Origin of the sequence: Marinifilum sp. N1E240 (assembly GCF_009295825.1) — a bacterium.
GTDB lineage: Bacteria > Bacteroidota > Bacteroidia > Bacteroidales > Marinifilaceae > Marinifilum_A > Marinifilum_A sediminis.
On sequence record NZ_WHKF01000001.1, the window covers coordinates 722,882 to 739,958 of the forward strand.

Annotated in this window: 14 protein-coding genes and 2 tRNA genes; 5 read left to right on the top strand and 11 right to left on the bottom strand. The window is 35.5% G+C overall.

Annotated elements, in window-relative coordinates; genetic code table 11:
• The first annotated feature begins 8 nt into the window (after positions 1-8).
• The gene (locus GCQ56_RS03120; protein WP_152732926.1) at positions 9-362 is read left to right on the top strand and encodes a hypothetical protein; all 354 of its coding nucleotides are present in this window, start codon (positions 9-11) and stop codon (positions 360-362) included.
• Between the two features lie 60 nt (positions 363-422).
• On the opposite strand, the gene GCQ56_RS03125 is transcribed toward GCQ56_RS03120, so the two are convergent.
• Together GCQ56_RS03125 and GCQ56_RS03130 are read right to left on the bottom strand one after the other, a co-directional pair.
• On the bottom strand, positions 423-812 hold the full coding sequence (locus GCQ56_RS03125; RefSeq protein ID WP_152732927.1) for a hypothetical protein: 390 nt from the start codon (positions 810-812) through the stop codon (positions 423-425).
• Between the two features lie 11 nt (positions 813-823).
• On the bottom strand, positions 824-1,381 hold the full coding sequence (locus GCQ56_RS03130; protein ID WP_152732928.1) for an RNA polymerase sigma factor: 558 nt from the start codon (positions 1,379-1,381) through the stop codon (positions 824-826).
• A gap of 620 nt (positions 1,382-2,001) precedes the next feature.
• On the opposite strand from GCQ56_RS03130, the gene GCQ56_RS03135 reads away from it, so the two are divergent.
• Entirely contained in the window at positions 2,002-2,379 is a 378-nt protein-coding gene (locus GCQ56_RS03135) for a DUF6249 domain-containing protein (protein ID WP_152732929.1), read from the top strand.
• Between the two features lie 475 nt (positions 2,380-2,854).
• On the opposite strand, the gene GCQ56_RS03140 is transcribed toward GCQ56_RS03135, so the two are convergent.
• The 9 genes from GCQ56_RS03140 to GCQ56_RS03175 form a co-directional block, all read right to left on the bottom strand.
• Complete coding sequence (locus GCQ56_RS03140; RefSeq protein WP_152732930.1) at positions 2,855-4,639, bottom strand: acyl-CoA dehydrogenase family protein; 1,785 nt, start codon at positions 4,637-4,639, stop codon at positions 2,855-2,857.
• A gap of 20 nt (positions 4,640-4,659) precedes the next feature.
• Positions 4,660-5,835 carry an acetyl-CoA C-acyltransferase gene (locus GCQ56_RS03145; RefSeq protein WP_152732931.1) on the bottom strand — a complete coding sequence of 392 codons (1,176 nt, stop codon included), beginning with the start codon at positions 5,833-5,835 and terminating at the stop codon, positions 4,660-4,662.
• Between the two features lie 29 nt (positions 5,836-5,864).
• Positions 5,865-8,264, bottom strand: a complete 2,400-nt coding sequence (locus GCQ56_RS03150) for a 3-hydroxyacyl-CoA dehydrogenase/enoyl-CoA hydratase family protein (RefSeq protein ID WP_152732932.1) — start codon at positions 8,262-8,264, stop codon at positions 5,865-5,867.
• A 36-nt stretch (positions 8,265-8,300) separates the two neighbouring features.
• Entirely contained in the window at positions 8,301-10,085 is a 1,785-nt protein-coding gene (locus GCQ56_RS03155) for a long-chain fatty acid--CoA ligase (protein ID WP_152732933.1), read from the bottom strand.
• Positions 10,086-10,374: 289 nt separating this feature from the next.
• Positions 10,375-11,331, bottom strand: coding sequence for a methionyl-tRNA formyltransferase (fmt, locus tag GCQ56_RS03160; RefSeq protein ID WP_227005974.1), 957 nt, complete (start codon positions 11,329-11,331; stop codon positions 10,375-10,377).
• Between the two features lie 3 nt (positions 11,332-11,334).
• Entirely contained in the window at positions 11,335-11,502 is a 168-nt protein-coding gene (locus GCQ56_RS20240) for a DUF5522 domain-containing protein (RefSeq protein WP_193323698.1), read from the bottom strand.
• A 1-nt stretch (position 11,503) separates the two neighbouring features.
• Positions 11,504-11,974 carry a nuclear transport factor 2 family protein gene (locus GCQ56_RS03165; RefSeq protein WP_152732934.1) on the bottom strand — a complete coding sequence of 157 codons (471 nt, stop codon included), beginning with the start codon at positions 11,972-11,974 and terminating at the stop codon, positions 11,504-11,506.
• Positions 11,967-13,430, bottom strand: a complete 1,464-nt coding sequence (locus GCQ56_RS03170) for an LptF/LptG family permease (RefSeq protein WP_152732935.1) — start codon at positions 13,428-13,430, stop codon at positions 11,967-11,969. Before GCQ56_RS03170 ends, GCQ56_RS03165 begins: the two co-directional genes overlap by 8 nt.
• Positions 13,431-13,594: 164 nt before the next feature.
• Positions 13,595-13,969: an START-like domain-containing protein gene (locus GCQ56_RS03175; RefSeq protein WP_227005975.1), complete on the bottom strand. Its 375-nt coding sequence runs from the start codon at positions 13,967-13,969 to the stop codon at positions 13,595-13,597.
• A 339-nt stretch (positions 13,970-14,308) separates the two neighbouring features.
• Here GCQ56_RS03175 and GCQ56_RS03180 point away from each other — a divergent pair.
• From GCQ56_RS03180 to GCQ56_RS03190, 3 genes are all read left to right on the top strand, one after another.
• Positions 14,309-14,382 (top strand) — tRNA-Met (locus tag GCQ56_RS03180).
• 217 nt (positions 14,383-14,599) lie between these two features.
• Positions 14,600-14,673, top strand: a tRNA-Met gene (locus GCQ56_RS03185).
• Positions 14,674-14,882: 209 nt separating this feature from the next.
• Positions 14,883-17,057, top strand: a complete 2,175-nt coding sequence (locus GCQ56_RS03190; RefSeq protein ID WP_152732937.1) for a GH92 family glycosyl hydrolase — start codon at positions 14,883-14,885, stop codon at positions 17,055-17,057.
• The last annotated feature ends 20 nt before the right edge of the window (positions 17,058-17,077 follow it).

The following is a 17,077-nucleotide window of genomic DNA, read 5'->3' on the forward strand; positions in this document are numbered from 1 at the left end:
AAATAGCTATGAACAAATTATTAATTGGGATAGTCACATTATTAGTACTCAGCGGATGTGTCATGACACAAACTGTTGTAAAGCCTCCGGCCAATGTAAATGTGCCTGAACATGCGCTTTTTATTTCACAATCGGGAACCGAGTCGTATGTTAGTCAGACTTTAATCGATTTGGAAAACAATGAAATGGTAGTGTTAACTTACAACCATTCAGATTTGGTCAACATCACACGTACAGGAATTTTCCTTAATCCTAATGATTACAAAGGAAAAAGAATTAAAGGAACCGATGCTCCTTTTAAAAAGGAAGTGAGTCCTCCAATGCAGGATGACAAAAAAGAGAAAGGACAGGAAAATAAATAATCAAAAAGAGTCTGCAAAATCAATTTGCAGACTCTTTTCTTTTACAAACTATTATAAATATTATTCTCCCAGTTGATCCTTCGTTCTACTTAGTAAAAAAGTGTCTGCTAGTTGAATTGCAGTAATTATAAGCAATACAAAAGCGATAGGGTATTTAAATTTCAACACAAAATCGAGTAGCACATTCGCCTCGCTGGTTCTAAAATAAAATAGAAAGGCAACAACAAAGGCAAAAATCACAAACAATCCAAGACACATCATCGAGTGTTTGAGCAAAGCTTCGCGTATCGATTTGCGTTTTTCTACTACCTCGGTTACCTTATCTGCAAAATCCATAGGAATATCGATTTCAAAATCCTCTTCCAGACTTTCCTTAATCATGCTGTCTATCAAGTTCAATTCTTCTATATTGAACTCTTCCTCTCTGTATTCTCCTTGATTACTATGCATACTCGTCTTTTTTAATGCTTAATCAATTCGCTTTTACTAATTAATTCTTTCAACATTTTACGCGCTCTAAAAATATAGTTTTTTACCGTTCCCTCAGGTAATCTGGTAATTTCAACTATCTCTTTATAGCCCATCTCTTCCAAATGATACAAACTCAAAACCGTTTTGTATTGCTCCGGCAATTTGTCAACCATTTTGCGCACATAAACTTTCAATTCCTGCTTCTCTGCAATTTTATGCGGATGCTCATCCGTCATCATGTCCTCGTGCAAGAATTCACGCTCACTATCATCTATATCAATTCCTGACTTTTTTTTCTTCAAATGATTTACCGAAACCCTGTAGGTAATAGTTGCTATCCATGTCGATAGTTTCGAATCACCTCGAAATTCAGGCAATTTCTGATGTACTTTTACGAATACCTCCTGACACACATCCTCCAAATCTTCTTGTTGGTTCAACAGTCGTGCAGCCACGTGAAATACCAGGCGCTCGTACTGCTTCACCAAAAACCGAAAGGCTTGAGGATTGCCATTACAAATTTGATGTATCAGCTCAGTTTCCTTCATCTTCTGTTCGAGTAGACAAGCATTGGATTAAATAGGTTGCAATAAATTCAATTAATTCTGAATATTTTTATTTGGGCATTCCCCTTCGGGTCGGGCTATTCACTTCAACTCCTCGCAAAAAGCTGCGGGGTTTCCGTTGATATCCCTAATGCAATTTCCTTTTATCTAGGCATTTCTAAAGTTATAGTATTTTTTGAATGGTACATGGTTTTTCGTGCTCCGACTTTAAGTTCGGGGTACGAATTATACTTTTAAATTTGAATAAGCACAGAGCGCAACATGTCTAGCATCTTTAAGATGCTTGACATGTAATATAAAATTTAGTAGAAGGGGTTAGGGGATGAGGTATTTTTGAGATTTCGCTTTCCGACTTAAAGTATTTTTTCCTTAAGGCAAAAGGATGAGCTTTCGAAAATGTGAACATGCCAAGCACCTTAAGGATGCTTGACAAGTAATAAAAAAGAGAAGAAGTTAGAGTATGAGTTTTTATATTGAGAATTCGACTTTAAATCAGAATTCCAAATCAAGCGATCGAAAAAAAAAATACAAGAACCTGCAACATTTTAAAACCCACTCTGGTCTAATGAGCAAAATACATTCAGAAACTTAAAAATTATAATATGAATATTGGTGAATTATTAATGGCTGCAGTGGTGTTCTTCGCTATCATCACATTTGTGAAAATATTGTCTTCACACTTTTTAAAGAGAAAAATTATTAAAACGGGTCATTTCGAACGTGCAGAAATCTTAGATCAAAACACGGAAGTGGAAGTAAAGAAGCAGGTACAATACGATCAGTATCCTGCATTAAAGTGGGGATTGGTAGCATTCTTCGGAGGTCTGGGTTTTATTCTAATGGAGGTCTTGTCATCGTACAATCCAATGTTTAAAGAATATGATAGTGCTATGCCTTACGGAATCTTCTTTGTATTCACATCAATAGGTTTTTTACTGTACTATGTAATCATGAGCAAAAAGACCAAAGAACAACAGTAAATATTCTTTACCCCACTATATAAAACCTTACAGGGCATTTTGCTTTGTGGGGTTTTTGTTTTTACAATAGTGCTGTACGACGCCCTATATTGTAATCGTAGTGTTCAATTTCCTCAAACAGGTGTGAGTTTTGGCGTAAACAGACCAGATTTTCTCTTATTTCCATTAAATGTTGATTATTCCTGCTAACATTTTTAATGCTTGTGCGCCGCACTGATGGCAAAATAGTACACACTGATACCTGAAACCCTTGCACGCGTACTGTAATAGTGCGCACTGATAACTAAAATTTGTGCACGCATACCGCAATTTCGTGCACGTATGACTAAAACTTGCGCACATATGACAAAAAGATGTGCACTTATGGTTAGAATCAACGCATGCATAAGGAAAAAACTAGCCATAGAAGATAATTGGTAAAAATAAAAACGCCTCCTATATCAGAAGGCGCTTTACATTCTAACCTAAATCTAACTTAAAAACAATATTTATTCTCTTCAACTAATTTCTTCGCAATCAAACGGCGTTCTTCTTTGCTGTTTAAACCGCTGTGTTTGGTAAAGCGTTTCAATCCCAAAAGCATCATGCGCAGTTCATCACCCGATGATATGCTGTTGGCAGCATCTTTTGCATTTTTGTGAATGCGGTCGGCAGCATCGTAAAAGAAAACCTTACACATGGCAATTTGTTCCTGGCAAGCTTCTTCACCTTTGGTTTCTACTAACTTTTTCACACGAAGCAGAAGCGATTCAGCCTGATAGCAATCTATAATGATATCAGAGATATTCATTAGTATTTCCTGTTCTTCGCTTAGTTTCTGCATGAACTTTTGAGCAGCAGCGCCAGAAATTAACAAAGCACACTTTTTGAATCCTAACGAAAGTTTGGTTTCAGGAGCTAATAAACGGGTATCCTCTTCACCAAAATCAGGAATAGACATCAGTTCCTTAGCTACATTTTGAGAAGCACTTAGTAATGGCAATTCATTTTTGAATGCTTTTCTTAATAGAAAGTCGACAGTAAGCATACGATTAATTTCGTTGGTTCCCTCAAAAATTCTGTTGATACGAGCATCGCGATAAGCACGTTCCATAGGTGCTTCGGCAGAATATCCCATGCCACCATAAATTTGAACACCTTCATCAACTACATAATCCAATGCTTCGGAACTGGCAACTTTCAAAATGGCAGCTTCGGCTGCAAATTCCTTTTGAGCTTGAATAAGTGCTTTCTCCTTTGGCATGCCTTCTTCCATAAGATGAAGCATGGTATTTTGCACATCGTTACTGCAGCGATAAATAGCAGATTCAATTGCATAGGTTCGAATAGACTGTTCTGCCATTTTGTATTTAATAGCTCCAAAATTGGCAATCTCAGTTCCAAATTGAATGCGTTCATTGGAATAAGTAACCGAATTGGAAATTACTTTTTTGGCAGCTCCTAAAACAGCTGCTGCCAATTTAATCCTTCCATTATTCAGAATGTTTAATGCAATTTTAAATCCTTCACCACGCTCTCCTAAAAGGTTTCCCAATGGTATCTTGCAATCTTCGAAAAACATCATACAGGTCGAAGATCCCTTTATGCCCATTTTTTTTTCTTCTTGTCCAAGACTAATTCCCGGGAAGCTTTTCTCTACAATAAATGCGCTCAGGTTTTTGTCATCATCAATTTTGGCAAAAACGGTATAAATATCTGCAAAACCGCCGTTGGTAATCCACATTTTTTGTCCGTTAAGAATGTAATGCGATCCATCGTTGGAAAGTTTCACCTTACTTTTCCCTGAATTGGCATCAGAGCCTGAACCTGGTTCGGTCAAACAGTAGGCTCCTTTATATTCGCCACTTGCCAACATTGGCAAGTATTTTTCTTTTTGCCCCTGTGTGCCATAGTAGAGGATTGGTAAAGTGCCAATACCTACATGTGCAGCATAAGCCACAGCAAATGAACTGTAAGTTCCCATTATCTCAGTGCTTAGCATTGAGGTATTCATATCCTGACCAAACCCGCCATATTCTTCAGGTACCGAAATGCCTAGTAAGCCCAGTTCTCCAGCCTTATCCATTAGAGAAGTCATTAAGTCTTCTTCCTGGCTATCGATTCTATCCTGAAGTGGGAAAATTTCTTTTTCCTGAAAATCCCTACAGGTATCCATGATCATCTTTTGCTCTTCCGAAATTTCTTCCGGAATAAAAATATCTTGTGGCATTGTTTCCTTTACCAGGAATTGTCCGCCTTTTACAGTTTTAATCTTTTCCATATGGTAAGTGTTTATGCGGTTTATAAAAGTTCAAAAATTCCGGCAGCCCCTTGTCCTGATCCAACACACATGGTAACCATGCCATACTTTTGTTTTCTCTTTCTCATTTCATGTAATAATTGAACCGAAAGTTTTGTTCCTGTGCATCCCAAGGGATGACCTAAGGCAATGGCTCCACCATTTACGTTGGTGATTTCTGGATTCATATCCAATTCTTTCATTACCGATAAAGCCTGAACTGCAAATGCTTCATTTAGCTCAATTTGCTCCATCTGATTCATTTTCATTCCTGCTCGTTTCAACACTTTTGGAATGGCTTCAACAGGACCAATTCCCATGTGTTTTGGCTCTACACCCGCAATAGAATAGGATACAAAGCGAGCAATAGGTTGAACATTCAGCTGTTTCAACATCTTTTCAGATACAACCAAAACAAATGCCGCACCATCAGAGGTTTGTGATGAATTACCGGCAGTTACAGTACCACCCTGAGCAAAAACAGGTCGTAGTTTTGATAATCCTTCTACGCTAGTGCCAACTCTTGGTCCTTCATCAGTTGCAACAATATGCTCTTTGCTTTCAGCTTTATCTTTACTATTTACAAATGTCTCGGTAACTGTAATTGGAACAATTTCGTCGGCGAATCGGTTTTGAGAAAGTGCTTCCAGTGCTTTACGATGGGAGTGAAATGCAAATTCATCTTGTTCGGTACGAGAAATATTAAATTTTTTTTGAAGAGCTTCTGCTGTGATTCCCATGTTCCAATACCAATCGGGATTCGATTTAGAAATTCCTAAATTTGGAACCAATCGCCAACCACCCATTGGCATCAGCGACATCATTTCCACACCACCTGCCAAAATACAATCTGCTAATCCAGCCTCAATTTTCGAGGCAGCAATAGCAATAGTTTCTAGTCCAGAGGAACAATATCTATTCACGGTCATGCCAGGAACACGAATATTATCTAATCCCATTATGGCAATCATTCTTCCAATATTTAAGCCTTGCTCTGCCTCAGGTGTGGCATTTCCCACAATTACATCATCTATCATCAAAGGGCTTAAATTTGGTGTATTTTTCATGATATGTTGAATCACTCGTGCAGCCATATCATCTGGTCTGATGAGGCGAAGTTTGCCTTTTTTTGCTTTACCAACGGCGGTTCTGTATGCAGCTACTATATATGCGTTCATAATCTTGTTTTTTGAGGTTAGTAAAGAGTTTAATTGCGAAGAATTTTACCTTTTTGTAGTAAACTTTGCATGCGTTCCAAGGTTTTCTTTTGTTGGCAAAGTTTTACAAATGCCATCCTTTCTAAATTTAACAGATAGTTTTCTGAGACTCTTGTTGGTTCGCTTAATTCTCCACCACTAAGCACCTTACCCAATTCAATGGAAAGCAATTTGTCGTATTCTGATATGTAATTTCCAACCTCCATTCCATCTGCTCCAGAATAAACCAAAGCCAGACCTTCACTTCCCAATACAGTTATGTCTTTGGTTGGTAGAGGAGGAGTGTAGCCTTTTTCCACCATTAGTAAAGCAGCTTTTTTCGCATAGCTCAATTGATGTTTCTTACTTACAATTACTTCATCAACATCCTTGCGCAAGTATCCCAATTCGAATGCTTCATATGCCGAAGTCGACACTTTAGCTTGTCCTATGCTTAAGAATTTATCACGGAAACGGTTTGTTCTGATATCACCTGGAGTTATTTCTTTTGATAGTCGGTAGGCAAACTCTTTGGTACCACCTCCAGCGGGTATAACTCCAACTCCTAATTCCACCAACCCCATATAAGTTTCAGCATGAGCAATTACCTTATCGGTATGCATGCAAATTTCACACCCTCCACCTAAACTCATTCCATGTGGTGCAGCAATTACAGGAACGGGTGCATATTTAAGTTTTAACATGGTGTTTTGGAAAGTACGTACCACCATATCTAATTCCTCAAATTCTTGTTCAATGGCTAACATAAATACTAAACCAATATTGGCTCCAGCAGAGAAATTTTCTCCTTCGTTAGAGATAATCAGAGCTTTATGGTCCAATTCTGCCAATTCCAGTGCCTTATTGATTCCTTGAATGATTTCGCTACCGATGGTATTCATTTTTGTATGAAACTCAAGATTGATAACACCATCTCCTAAATCAATTATGCTTGCCCCTTCGTTACTCCAAAGGGTGTTTGAAGGTCGAAGATTATTGAGTAGTAAGAGTTTTTCTGTGCCTGGTATGGTTTGATATTGGTTTGTATTAACATCGTAGTATTGTTTGTTGCCATTTTTCAGTTGATAAAAACTTAAGTCATCCTGAACCATGTTATAAACCCAATTGGCAGCTTTAAATCCCATTGCTTCCATTATTGGGAGTGATTCTTTAATTCCTATGCTTTTCCATATTTCGAATGGACCCATTCCCCAGGCAAAACCAGAACAAATGGCTTCATCAATCTTATAAAGCTCATCACTAATCTCAGGCATTCGGTTAGAAACATAGGCAAACAATCCAAAAAATAGCTTCTGATAGAATTTATTTACTTTACTATTTCCCTTTAGTAGTACTTTGAATCGATTGTTAAGATGAGGAACGGCTTTTGCAGCTTCGAATTCTGCAAATTTGATTTTTTGTTTGTCCTGATATTCAAAATTCGTCAGGTTAAGACTCTTGATCTCACTTTTTCCATCAACCTTTACTTTTTTGTAGAATCCTTGTCCGGTTTTTGCTCCCAGCCATTGGTTTCCCATCATTTGCTTTATGAATTCAGGTATTTGAAAAACATCAATACCTTCATCGTTTGGTAATGTTTTCTGTAAGTTTTGAGCAACAAAAACGAGTGTATCTAATCCAACTACATCACAAGTGCGAAAGGTTGCTGATTTAGCTCGACCGATTATTGGACCAGTGAGTTTGTCTATCTCTTCAACCGAAAAACCAAATTCATCTATTAAATGAAAAACCGACATCATCGAATATACTCCAACACGATTGGCAATAAATGTAGGTGTATCCTTACAGATAACTACAGATTTGCCTAGGAATCGTTCACCAAAATCAGTCAAAAAATCAATAACTTCCTGACTTGTTTTAGATGATGGAATAATTTCTAATAGCTTTAAATATCGTGGTGGATTGAAAAAGTGAGTTCCACAAAAGTGAGCCGAGAAATCTTCCGATCTTTCATGAATTAACATTTGAATGGGAATACCGGAAGTATTACTTGTAATTAAAGAACCGGGTTTTCGGTATTCTTCTATTTTAGAGTAAAATTCTTGTTTGATTTTTAAATTTTCAACAATCACTTCAATTATCCAATCGCAATCGGATATTTTGTGTAAATCATCTTCAAAATTTCCAGTGTTAATTCTATCAGAAAATGTTTTTAGATATAGAGGTGCAGGTCTTAATTTAATGGTTTTGTTATACAGTTCATTCACAATTCGATTCCGAACTTTTGGATGACTGAGAGACAAACCTGCATTGTTTTCATGCTCATTTAATTCTTTTGGAGGCATATCAAGAAGAAGAACTTCTACGCCTACATTTGCAAAATGACAGGCAATTTGGGCTCCCATAACTCCTGCGCCCAAAACTGCAACTTTTCTTATTTTACGAGTCATATTTTATTTATTATAGTGTGTGAATTGAGAATAGATTTACTCCGATTCTTCATAAGCATAGATATCTTGTATCAAATGATCGTATTTAGTTTTTAAAACTTTACGTTTTAACTTGAGAGTAGGAGATAGTTCATCGCTATCGGGAGTCCAAACATCCGGTACCAATCGGCAGGTTTTAATTTTCTTAGGTCTATCTAAATTAATATTGGTTTTTTCAATTTCTTTCCAAATTCTCATTTGAATTCGTTCACTTTCAATGATCTTTTCAGGACTGCCAAATTCCAGCTTTTTACGTTTACAGTACTCTTTCAAAAATTCAAAATCGGGTGATACAATTACCGCTGGAAATCTTCGGAATTCACCTATAACAATCGCCTGATCAATAAAAGGAGATTCCTTTAATTTGTTCTCTATTACCTGGGGGGCAATGTAAATTCCACCTGATGTTTTGAATATTTCTTTTTTTCGATCTGTGATTTTAAGGAATCGATTCTCAACCATACAGCCAATATCGCCGGTATGAAACCATCCATCTTCATCAATTACTTTTTTTGTTAATTCCGGATTTTTATAGTAACCGAGCATAATGTTTGGTCCTCGTGCCAATATTTCTCCATCCTCAGCTATTTTTACCTCTACACCTTCCAAAACCGGACCTACTGTACCAAATTTTACATCGGGATAAGCATTTTGGTTTGCAGCAATTATAGGTGAGGTTTCAGTTAATCCATAGCCTTCCTGAACAGGGATTCCAGCAGCCCAAAATAATCTTTCCAATCGAACCTGTAGGGCAGCACCTCCTGAACACATAAACATGATGTTTCCTCCAAGGGCTTCTTGCCATTTGCTAAAGATTAATTTGCGGGCAATGCCTAATTTGAAACTATACCACCAGCCATTGCTACCATTCAATTCAAATTTCTGTCCTAGGTTAACAGCCCACATAAAAATTGATTTTTTAAGGAAGGGAAGACTTTTTCCCTTAGCCATAATCTTATCATAGACTTTTTCTAATAATCGGGGAACGGTTGCGAAGCCATGTGGTTTTAATTCTCTTAAATTATCACCAATAGTTTCCATGCTTTCGGCATAGTAAATACTAATTCCTTTATACTGATATTGATAATTCACCATGCGTTCATATACATGATTGATAGGTAAAAAACTCAAACATTTATGATTGGAATTTAAAATTAAGCGTGCCGCTGATGCCAAAACATTGCTTGTGAAATTTTTGTGAGATAGCATTACTCCTTTTGGGTTTCCTGTTGTGCCTGATGTGTAAATGATAGTTAATAAATCATCTGGTTGAATGCTCTTTTTCAGATCTAATAAGCGTTCAGATTGTTTTTCTTTAACTTCTTCTCCAATATCGAGAAGTTTGGTCCAGTGAGTTGCAGAATTGACTTTATCAAATGCAAATACATATTTTACAGATGGGTGATCTTTCAATAATGGAGCAATCTTTTTGTAAAGATGATGATCTGAGATAAAAATGGCAATGGGTTCACAATGCCTGATAATAAAATCATAGCTTTTTGGGCTGATTGTTGGATACAAAGGAACATGAACGGCGCCAATTTGAGCCAAAGCCATGTCTAAAAAGTTCCACTCTGGACGATTATTTGATATGGAGATTACCTTGTCTCCTTTGGAAATGTTCTTGTCCAAAAAAGCATAACTCATCAAGTTGGAATAGTTGAGATATTGCTTTGTTGAATAACTATGCCATTCACCATTTTCCTTTTTTGCAAAGGCATCTGTTTTATCAAGGAAATTATCCCTGTAATTATCGAGTAAATCAAAAATGCGCGTAACCATAATTTTGAGATTAAAGTATGTAAGGTATTACAGCAATTCGATCAATTTTAATGTTTAACCGAGGCGCAAAATAGAATCAGTCTCTTATAAAAGAGATGAGAGGATAAATTGTGATTTAAGTTTTGTGTAAGAAGTGATTTGGGAGTTGGGACCGAATATTTTTCGGAGTCTTATTACACTATATAAAATTTACGAAAAGGTTTTCGAAAATAAAAGAATTATTGGTGAGAACTCTTTTTTTTTTGGTAAGCGAAAAAAAAGGAAGCTTTTAAAAGCTTCCTTTGAAATATTATAAATGATAGTTGGATATTTGTTGAAATCCGCGAAGGAAATCTTCTACATTCATTCTCTTTTTGCCTGCTTGTTGTAACATATTAATAGATATATATCCACCATCAACAGCAACTTTCAGATATTTTTTTCCATCGGTATGCAGACTTCCAATTTTATGTTGGTGCGAAACAATTTCTTTGTTGGTTCCAAATACTTTTAAACCGATATTTTTTCCTTCTTCATTTGGAATTAATTCAGTCCAGGCTGCAGGATAAGGGCTTAAACCTCTTATTAAATTGTGAATAGAATCAATACTTTTGCTCCAATCTACTTTGCAATCCTCCTTGAAAATTTTTGGTGCAGATTTTAAAGTTTCTGTATCTAAACTTTCTTGTGGAATTTGAGGGTAGTCTTCAGCTTCAATTGCTTTTACTGTTTTTACGACAAGCTCAGAACCAATATTCATTAATTTGTCATGAATAACTTCAACATTGTCATTTTCGTCAATATTAGTTTTTTCTTGAAAAAGAATGTTTCCAGTATCAATTTCGTGCTGTAAAAGAAAGGTTGAAACGCCAGTTTCTTTATCGCCATTAATAATTGCCCAGTTGATAGGAGCTGCTCCTCGGTATTGCGGTAGAAGAGATGCATGTAGATTTAATGTTCCATACTTTGGCATGTTCCAAACTACTTCAGGTAACATTTTAAATGCAACTACCACCTGTAAGTCAGCTTCAAGAGCTCTAAGATCATTCAGGAACTCTTCATTTCTAAATTTTTCAGGTTGAAGAATTTTTAATCCTTTTGAAACGGCAAATTTTTTAACTGCAGCTTCTTGTATTTTTTGACCTCTACCGGCAGGTTTGTCTGGGTTGGTTACAACACCAACTATATTACATCCTGCATTTAACAGAGCTTCTAAAGGAGCTACGGCAAAATCAGGAGTCCCCATATATACAATTTTCAAACTCATAGCTTACTCTTTTATTGTTCTGTTACCTTTGTTGTGTTTTGGAAAATAAGGGCAGTGTTTGCAGCCATTACCACAGCAATAACCTCTTTCAGTTAAATATTTTTTGGTGAGAATACGATATCCATCAGGACTCATATAGTAATCTATATCTGGTTTTAAATCATCAAACATATTAGTTTTGTTTTATTTGTAAAAACTCTTTTATGCTTTCATTCTTAATGGTTACGGAAAGATGATAATGTGAGATTTTGTATTGTTCATCTTCTATAATGATAACACCAGAACCTCTGCACACACCCATCCATGTATCTAAAAGTTCATCGAACCAAATGGTTTTTTTATCAGATGAAAGATATATTTTTCGATCAAAAGGCTTAAAATCCCAGGTAGTTCCTTTGTCAAAATAGGGTTTGCAAAATTGATGAAATTCTTCCTTTGTCCATCTTTCGCCAGGATCTGTTCCAATGTAAATGGCATCTTTACTCATTAAATCAAAATAGGTGTCCAGTTTTGCATTAGCTGCTGCCTGATGCCAATTATCTATAAGATTTAAGATTTGATTTTCACCTACAGCTTTATTATTGCTGCAGGATGAAAACAGTAAGAATGTGCTAATTGTGTATAAAATAATGAATTTACGCATTTTTCTTTTTGAAGAATTGCAATGGATTAATCTTTTTAAAGAAATCAATATAATTTTCAATATTAAAAACAGCCGAATCAGTTGTTGCCTTATAGGTTAAGACTATCCCTAATGGAAGGATTATTAATGATGATATCCACATGCCAAGAGCTGGATCAAGAACTAGTTGTTTCGCAGCTCTTTCTCCTGTCATTGAAATGACATAGTAGAAGATAAAGAATAGAATAGAAATAATTACTGGCATTCCCAAACCTCCTTTTCGAATTATCGCTCCTAGAGGTGCTCCGATAAAGAAAAATATCATACAGGCAAATGGCAATGTGAATTTACGATGCCACTCATTAGTGAATTTTTTAATCCATTTTTCTTTTACCAAAAACTCACCTTCTTTTCGTGATGAATTTTCCCTTGCTTTTCGTGCAAAAGTTAAAGCATTACTAATAGATGTTAATTGCTTTGTCATTGGAATAACTTGAAAAAGAGAATCAACATCTTTAGTTTCTTTAAGTAGTTCTTTTACTTTGATCGAGTCTGATCGAAGTTTTCTTACATCTTTTTTGAAATAATGTTTGGCAAGTAAACTTTTTACGAAACGGCTCTTGTATTTTTTTAGTTCAGTGCTTAATGAATCTTCTGAATGACTCAATTGCTTTAAATTAAGCATTCTGTAGTTTTTGTTGTATCGATCTTCATCTCCACGCTTTAATTTATTGCTTCGCAGAGGTACATTGGTTTCGTAAACTCCAAATTTTATTCTTCGGGAAGGGTGTTTCTTGTCTCTAACTTTTTCTCGAACATCCTCATACATGTTACCACTATACAAAGTTAGCTTCATGTTTTGTTTGTCTTCAGAAGTCACCATTGTACCCGAATCAGCTACAGTTACATTTGTATTACCTCTATCACCTTTTCCTTTTCTATGATCGTAAATCAAAAGATCACGCATCATTCCCGTTTCCTTGTCTATTGGACCAACTTTAATGCTAAATCCAGGCAAATCATTAGTGAAAATACCTTCCTTTAGAATTAATTCTGGTTTTTGTTTTTTGATATCGAGAAGAAGGGAAGTTGTTTTTAATGATGCGATTGGCATTACGTAATTGGCGAAGAAGAATGCACTTAAACTGATACAAATAATAAGAACAATTAGTGGTCGCATAATTCTTTGCAATGATATTCCCGCGGCTTTCATTGCGGTTAACTCGTAATTTTCCCCCATGTTTCCAAAGGTCATAATAGAAGCAAGTAAAATTGCTAATGGTAATGCCATTGGAACAAGAGTTGCCGAAACATAAAACAAAAATTCACCTATAACAATCCATTCCAAACCTTTTCCAACCAACTCATCGATATATCTCCATAAAAATTGCATTAGGAGAACAAACATACAGATGAAGAAGGTAAAGGTTAACGGACCTAGAAAACTTTTAAGTATAAATGAATGTAATCGTTTCATTCCAGAATATTTTGGTTGATATCAACAATAAAAATAGATTGCTGATTTCATCAATAGTAAAAACAATAAGCTAAAAAAGACCAATTACATGAAGAAACTGGTCTCTCAAGCTTACAAAAATAAGCTATTTTATTCAGGATTTGGCGATATGATGTGTTAAAAAATCATATACCTAATACATGTTTTAATTCTGAAATTTGGGAATCCCAAAGTTCAATACTCTCATCGATTTCATCCTCTTCTGCAAAGTCAGTAATAATCAATGATAAATCGTTGGTTAGAGCATCAATTTCAATTCTAAATTCAAAAAAGCTCTCGTCGTCTTCGCTATCCAACCAATGGAATCGAATTAATCGATTGTCTTTTTTTGATAGCAGTTCGGCTTGTTGTTCTGAGCCATCCCAGAAAAAAGTATAAACTTTTCCTTTTTGATTTACATCGTCAGCAAACCACTCAGATAGACCACTTGCACTGCTTAATCTATCGAAAATAACTTTCTGAGAAGCTTGAAGTACGTATTCCAGTTCAAATTTTTTCATTGATTGGGGCATAAATTTTTTGATAATAAATATAGGGAGAACTCTACTTTTTCAAAAAGCTCTCCATGTATTAAAATACGACACTAATAAGGTGAGATGTAAGTCAATACTTAAAAATTGACGCAAAGATACTTAAGAATTATTTAAATATAAAAAACTAAGCAAAATCTTTATACAAACTCATACTGTTAATCCTATTTATGTCATCAATATGGTATAAGGTAAGTAAAAAATTACAATTCTTTAAATTTGGTAATTTGATATTTTTTTGAAAAAATAATTGGGATTGGCTTTTTTTAAACAAAAAAGGATTCTATATTTGCACCGCATTAGAAAAACGGCGAGGTAGCTCAGCTGGTTAGAGCGCGTGATTCATAATCACGAGGTCGGCGGTTCAAGCCCGCCTCTCGCTACTAAAAAAGGGAAACAGTGAAAATTGTTTCCCTTTTTTTATGCTCGAAATTGGAACAACTTTATCTTTAAAAATATTTTAATATTTTTTTTAATGCGTAACATTTCTGTATAACAGATAGTTTAATGAGCACAGCTTGGAATGATTGTTTTTTTTCAGAAAAAAGATTTTTTTTAAACAAAAAAGGATTCTATATTTGCACCGCAATCAAGCAAAACGGCGAGGTAGCTCAGCTGGTTAGAGCGCGTGATTCATAATCACGAGGTCGGCGGTTCAAGCCCGCCTCTCGCTACTAAAAGGGGAAACAATGAAAATTGTTTCCCCTTTTTTCATATCCTTAATTTTCTCTTTCTAAATCATGATGATTTCGATTCATTGGTGATTAATTTGATGAATTATCAAAGTTTTTATAAAAAAAACACTTGTTAATCTAACATTAACCCTCTTGTTAATCTACTCCCTTTATATTAGTTGCCGAATTAATAATTAGATTTTTATCGAATGAGACTATTTGTACTAACCTCTTTTATTGGACTTATTTTTTTTAGTTCATGTTCTATTAAGAAGGAAGAAAGTTCAGCGTTGGGTTTTGTAGATCCTACTATTGGGAATGTTGGTCATATATTACAGCCCACCAGACCCACAGTTCAGTTGCCTAATCAAATGACAAGAATGTATCCTGATAGGAAGGATTATTTGGATGATCAGATTTCAAAATTTCCATTAAATGTAGTTTCTCATCGAATAGCTAGTGCTTTTTCAGTAAAACCATCAGTAGGAGATGTGAATGCAGAAAAATGGAATGAAAGGTTGACCTACGATCACGATCTGGAAGTTACCAGACCTTGGTATTATTCAACACAGTTGATAGATATTGAAGCAAAAGTAGAATATACAGTTGGAGAAAAAACAGGAATATTCAGATTTATCTATCCTAATGGAGTAAAAAAGAACCTTCATTTCGATCACTATTTTAAGAATGGTAATTTTCAAACAGAAAAGAATGTTATAACAGGTTTAGAAACATTTGATAATGTAAAAATATACTTGTACGCCACTTTATCAGGGAAACCTGTGTTTGAATTGGAAGATGATAAGTTATTGGCAAGTTATGCTGAAAATTCTGAGTCTGAAGTAGAATTAAAGTATGCGACCTCTTTTATTAGTGTTAATCAAGCCAAATTAAATTATGAGGCTGAGTTAATTAATGTATCATTTGAGGAATTACAAGCCAAAGGGGAACTAGCCTGGAGTAAAGTTATTAATCAGATTGAAGTAGAAGGAGGAACTGAAGCTCAAAAACGAAGTTTTTATACTTCTTTGTATCGTTGTTACGAGAGAATGACGAATATCTCAGAAGGAGGAAAGTATTTTAGTGGTTTTGACAATAAGATTCACAAAGGAGAACGCCCATTTTATGTTGATGATTGGGTTTGGGATACTTATTTAGCTCAGCATCCATTAAGAATGATTTTGCAGCCAGATGTGGAAGCCGATATGTTGCAATCTTACGTTGATATGTATAAGCAAAGTGGTTGGGTTCCACAATTTCCGGTAATATATGGTGATCATGCATGTATGAATGGATTCCATTCTTCCATTACATTTTGGGATGCTTATCAGAAAGGAATACGAAATTTTGATGTAGATAAGGCATTTGAAGGAATGCTGAAAAATGCGGAAGAAGCAACCATGTTGCCATGGAGAAATGGTGAGAAGTGTGAGTTGGATGATTTCTATCATAGAGAAGGATTTTACCCTGCTATTAAGGAAGGTGAAAAAGAACCATGCTCCAGAGTACATTCTTTTGAAAACAGACAGGCTGTAGCTATTACATTGGGACATTCTTACGATGATTGGGCTTTGGCTGAAATGGCAAAAGAGCTTAAACAGGATAAAGTTTACGAGAAGTATATTCCTCGTGCAAAGAATTACATCAATTTATGGCACCCTGAAAAGAAAATGTTCTTGCCTAAAGACGGGAATGGCAAATGGATTGATATTGATCCAAAATTTGATGGTGGTATGGGAGCCAGATCGTATTACGATGAGAATAATGGTTGGACCTACTTGTGGCAAACACAACATGATGTTGAAGGATTGATCTCATTAATGGGAGGAACTTCACAGTTTGAAGCCAATTTGGACCAAATGTTTCGTGAAGATTTAGGTCGTAGTAAGTTTGAATTTTGGGCAAAACTACCTGATGCTACTGGATTAGTAGGGCAGTTTTCAATGGGTAATGAACCAAGTTTTCACATTCCATATTTGTTCAATTATACCAATTCACCATGGAAAACACAGAAGTGGACTCGCTTTTTGCTAGATGTTTGGTTTAAGGATAATATTTTTGGAATTCCAGGTGATGAAGATGGTGGAGGAATGACAGCATTTGTTGTATTTACTTCAATGGGATTTTATCCTGTGACTCCAGGTTTGCCTGTTTATACAATTACAAGCCCTCTTTTCGAGAAAGTAAAGATCAATTTAGAAAACGGTAAAAGCTTTACCATGATTGCGAACAATTGTTCGAAACGAAATAAATACATTCAATCTGCCAAGCTAAATGGTAAAGTACTTGAAAAACCATGGTTTACACATGAAGATTTGATGAATGGAGCAACTATTGAATTGGAAATGGGAGAGTTGCCAAATAAAAGTTGGGGAGTAAAATAACAACCATTTAAATATAGGGT

Excerpts from the sequence above, each read along its gene's own strand:
- GCQ56_RS03120 (WP_152732926.1), top strand. The coding sequence starts at position 9 with ATGAACAAATTATTAATTGGGATAGTCACATTATTAGTACTCAGCGGA.
- GCQ56_RS03125 (WP_152732927.1), bottom strand. The coding sequence starts at position 812 with ATGCATAGTAATCAAGGAGAATACAGAGAGGAAGAGTTCAATATAGAA.
- GCQ56_RS03130 (WP_152732928.1), bottom strand. The coding sequence starts at position 1,381 with ATGAAGGAAACTGAGCTGATACATCAAATTTGTAATGGCAATCCTCAA.
- GCQ56_RS03135 (WP_152732929.1), top strand. The coding sequence starts at position 2,002 with ATGAATATTGGTGAATTATTAATGGCTGCAGTGGTGTTCTTCGCTATC.
- GCQ56_RS03140 (WP_152732930.1), bottom strand. The coding sequence starts at position 4,639 with ATGGAAAAGATTAAAACTGTAAAAGGCGGACAATTCCTGGTAAAGGAA.
- GCQ56_RS03145 (WP_152732931.1), bottom strand. The coding sequence starts at position 5,835 with ATGAACGCATATATAGTAGCTGCATACAGAACCGCCGTTGGTAAAGCA.
- GCQ56_RS03150 (WP_152732932.1), bottom strand. The coding sequence starts at position 8,264 with ATGACTCGTAAAATAAGAAAAGTTGCAGTTTTGGGCGCAGGAGTTATG.
- GCQ56_RS03155 (WP_152732933.1), bottom strand. The coding sequence starts at position 10,085 with ATGGTTACGCGCATTTTTGATTTACTCGATAATTACAGGGATAATTTC.
- fmt (WP_227005974.1), bottom strand. The coding sequence starts at position 11,331 with ATGAGTTTGAAAATTGTATATATGGGGACTCCTGATTTTGCCGTAGCT.
- GCQ56_RS20240 (WP_193323698.1), bottom strand. The coding sequence starts at position 11,502 with ATGTTTGATGATTTAAAACCAGATATAGATTACTATATGAGTCCTGAT.
- GCQ56_RS03165 (WP_152732934.1), bottom strand. The coding sequence starts at position 11,974 with ATGCGTAAATTCATTATTTTATACACAATTAGCACATTCTTACTGTTT.
- GCQ56_RS03170 (WP_152732935.1), bottom strand. The coding sequence starts at position 13,430 with ATGAAACGATTACATTCATTTATACTTAAAAGTTTTCTAGGTCCGTTA.
- GCQ56_RS03175 (WP_227005975.1), bottom strand. The coding sequence starts at position 13,969 with ATGAAAAAATTTGAACTGGAATACGTACTTCAAGCTTCTCAGAAAGTT.
- GCQ56_RS03190 (WP_152732937.1), top strand. The coding sequence starts at position 14,883 with ATGAGACTATTTGTACTAACCTCTTTTATTGGACTTATTTTTTTTAGT.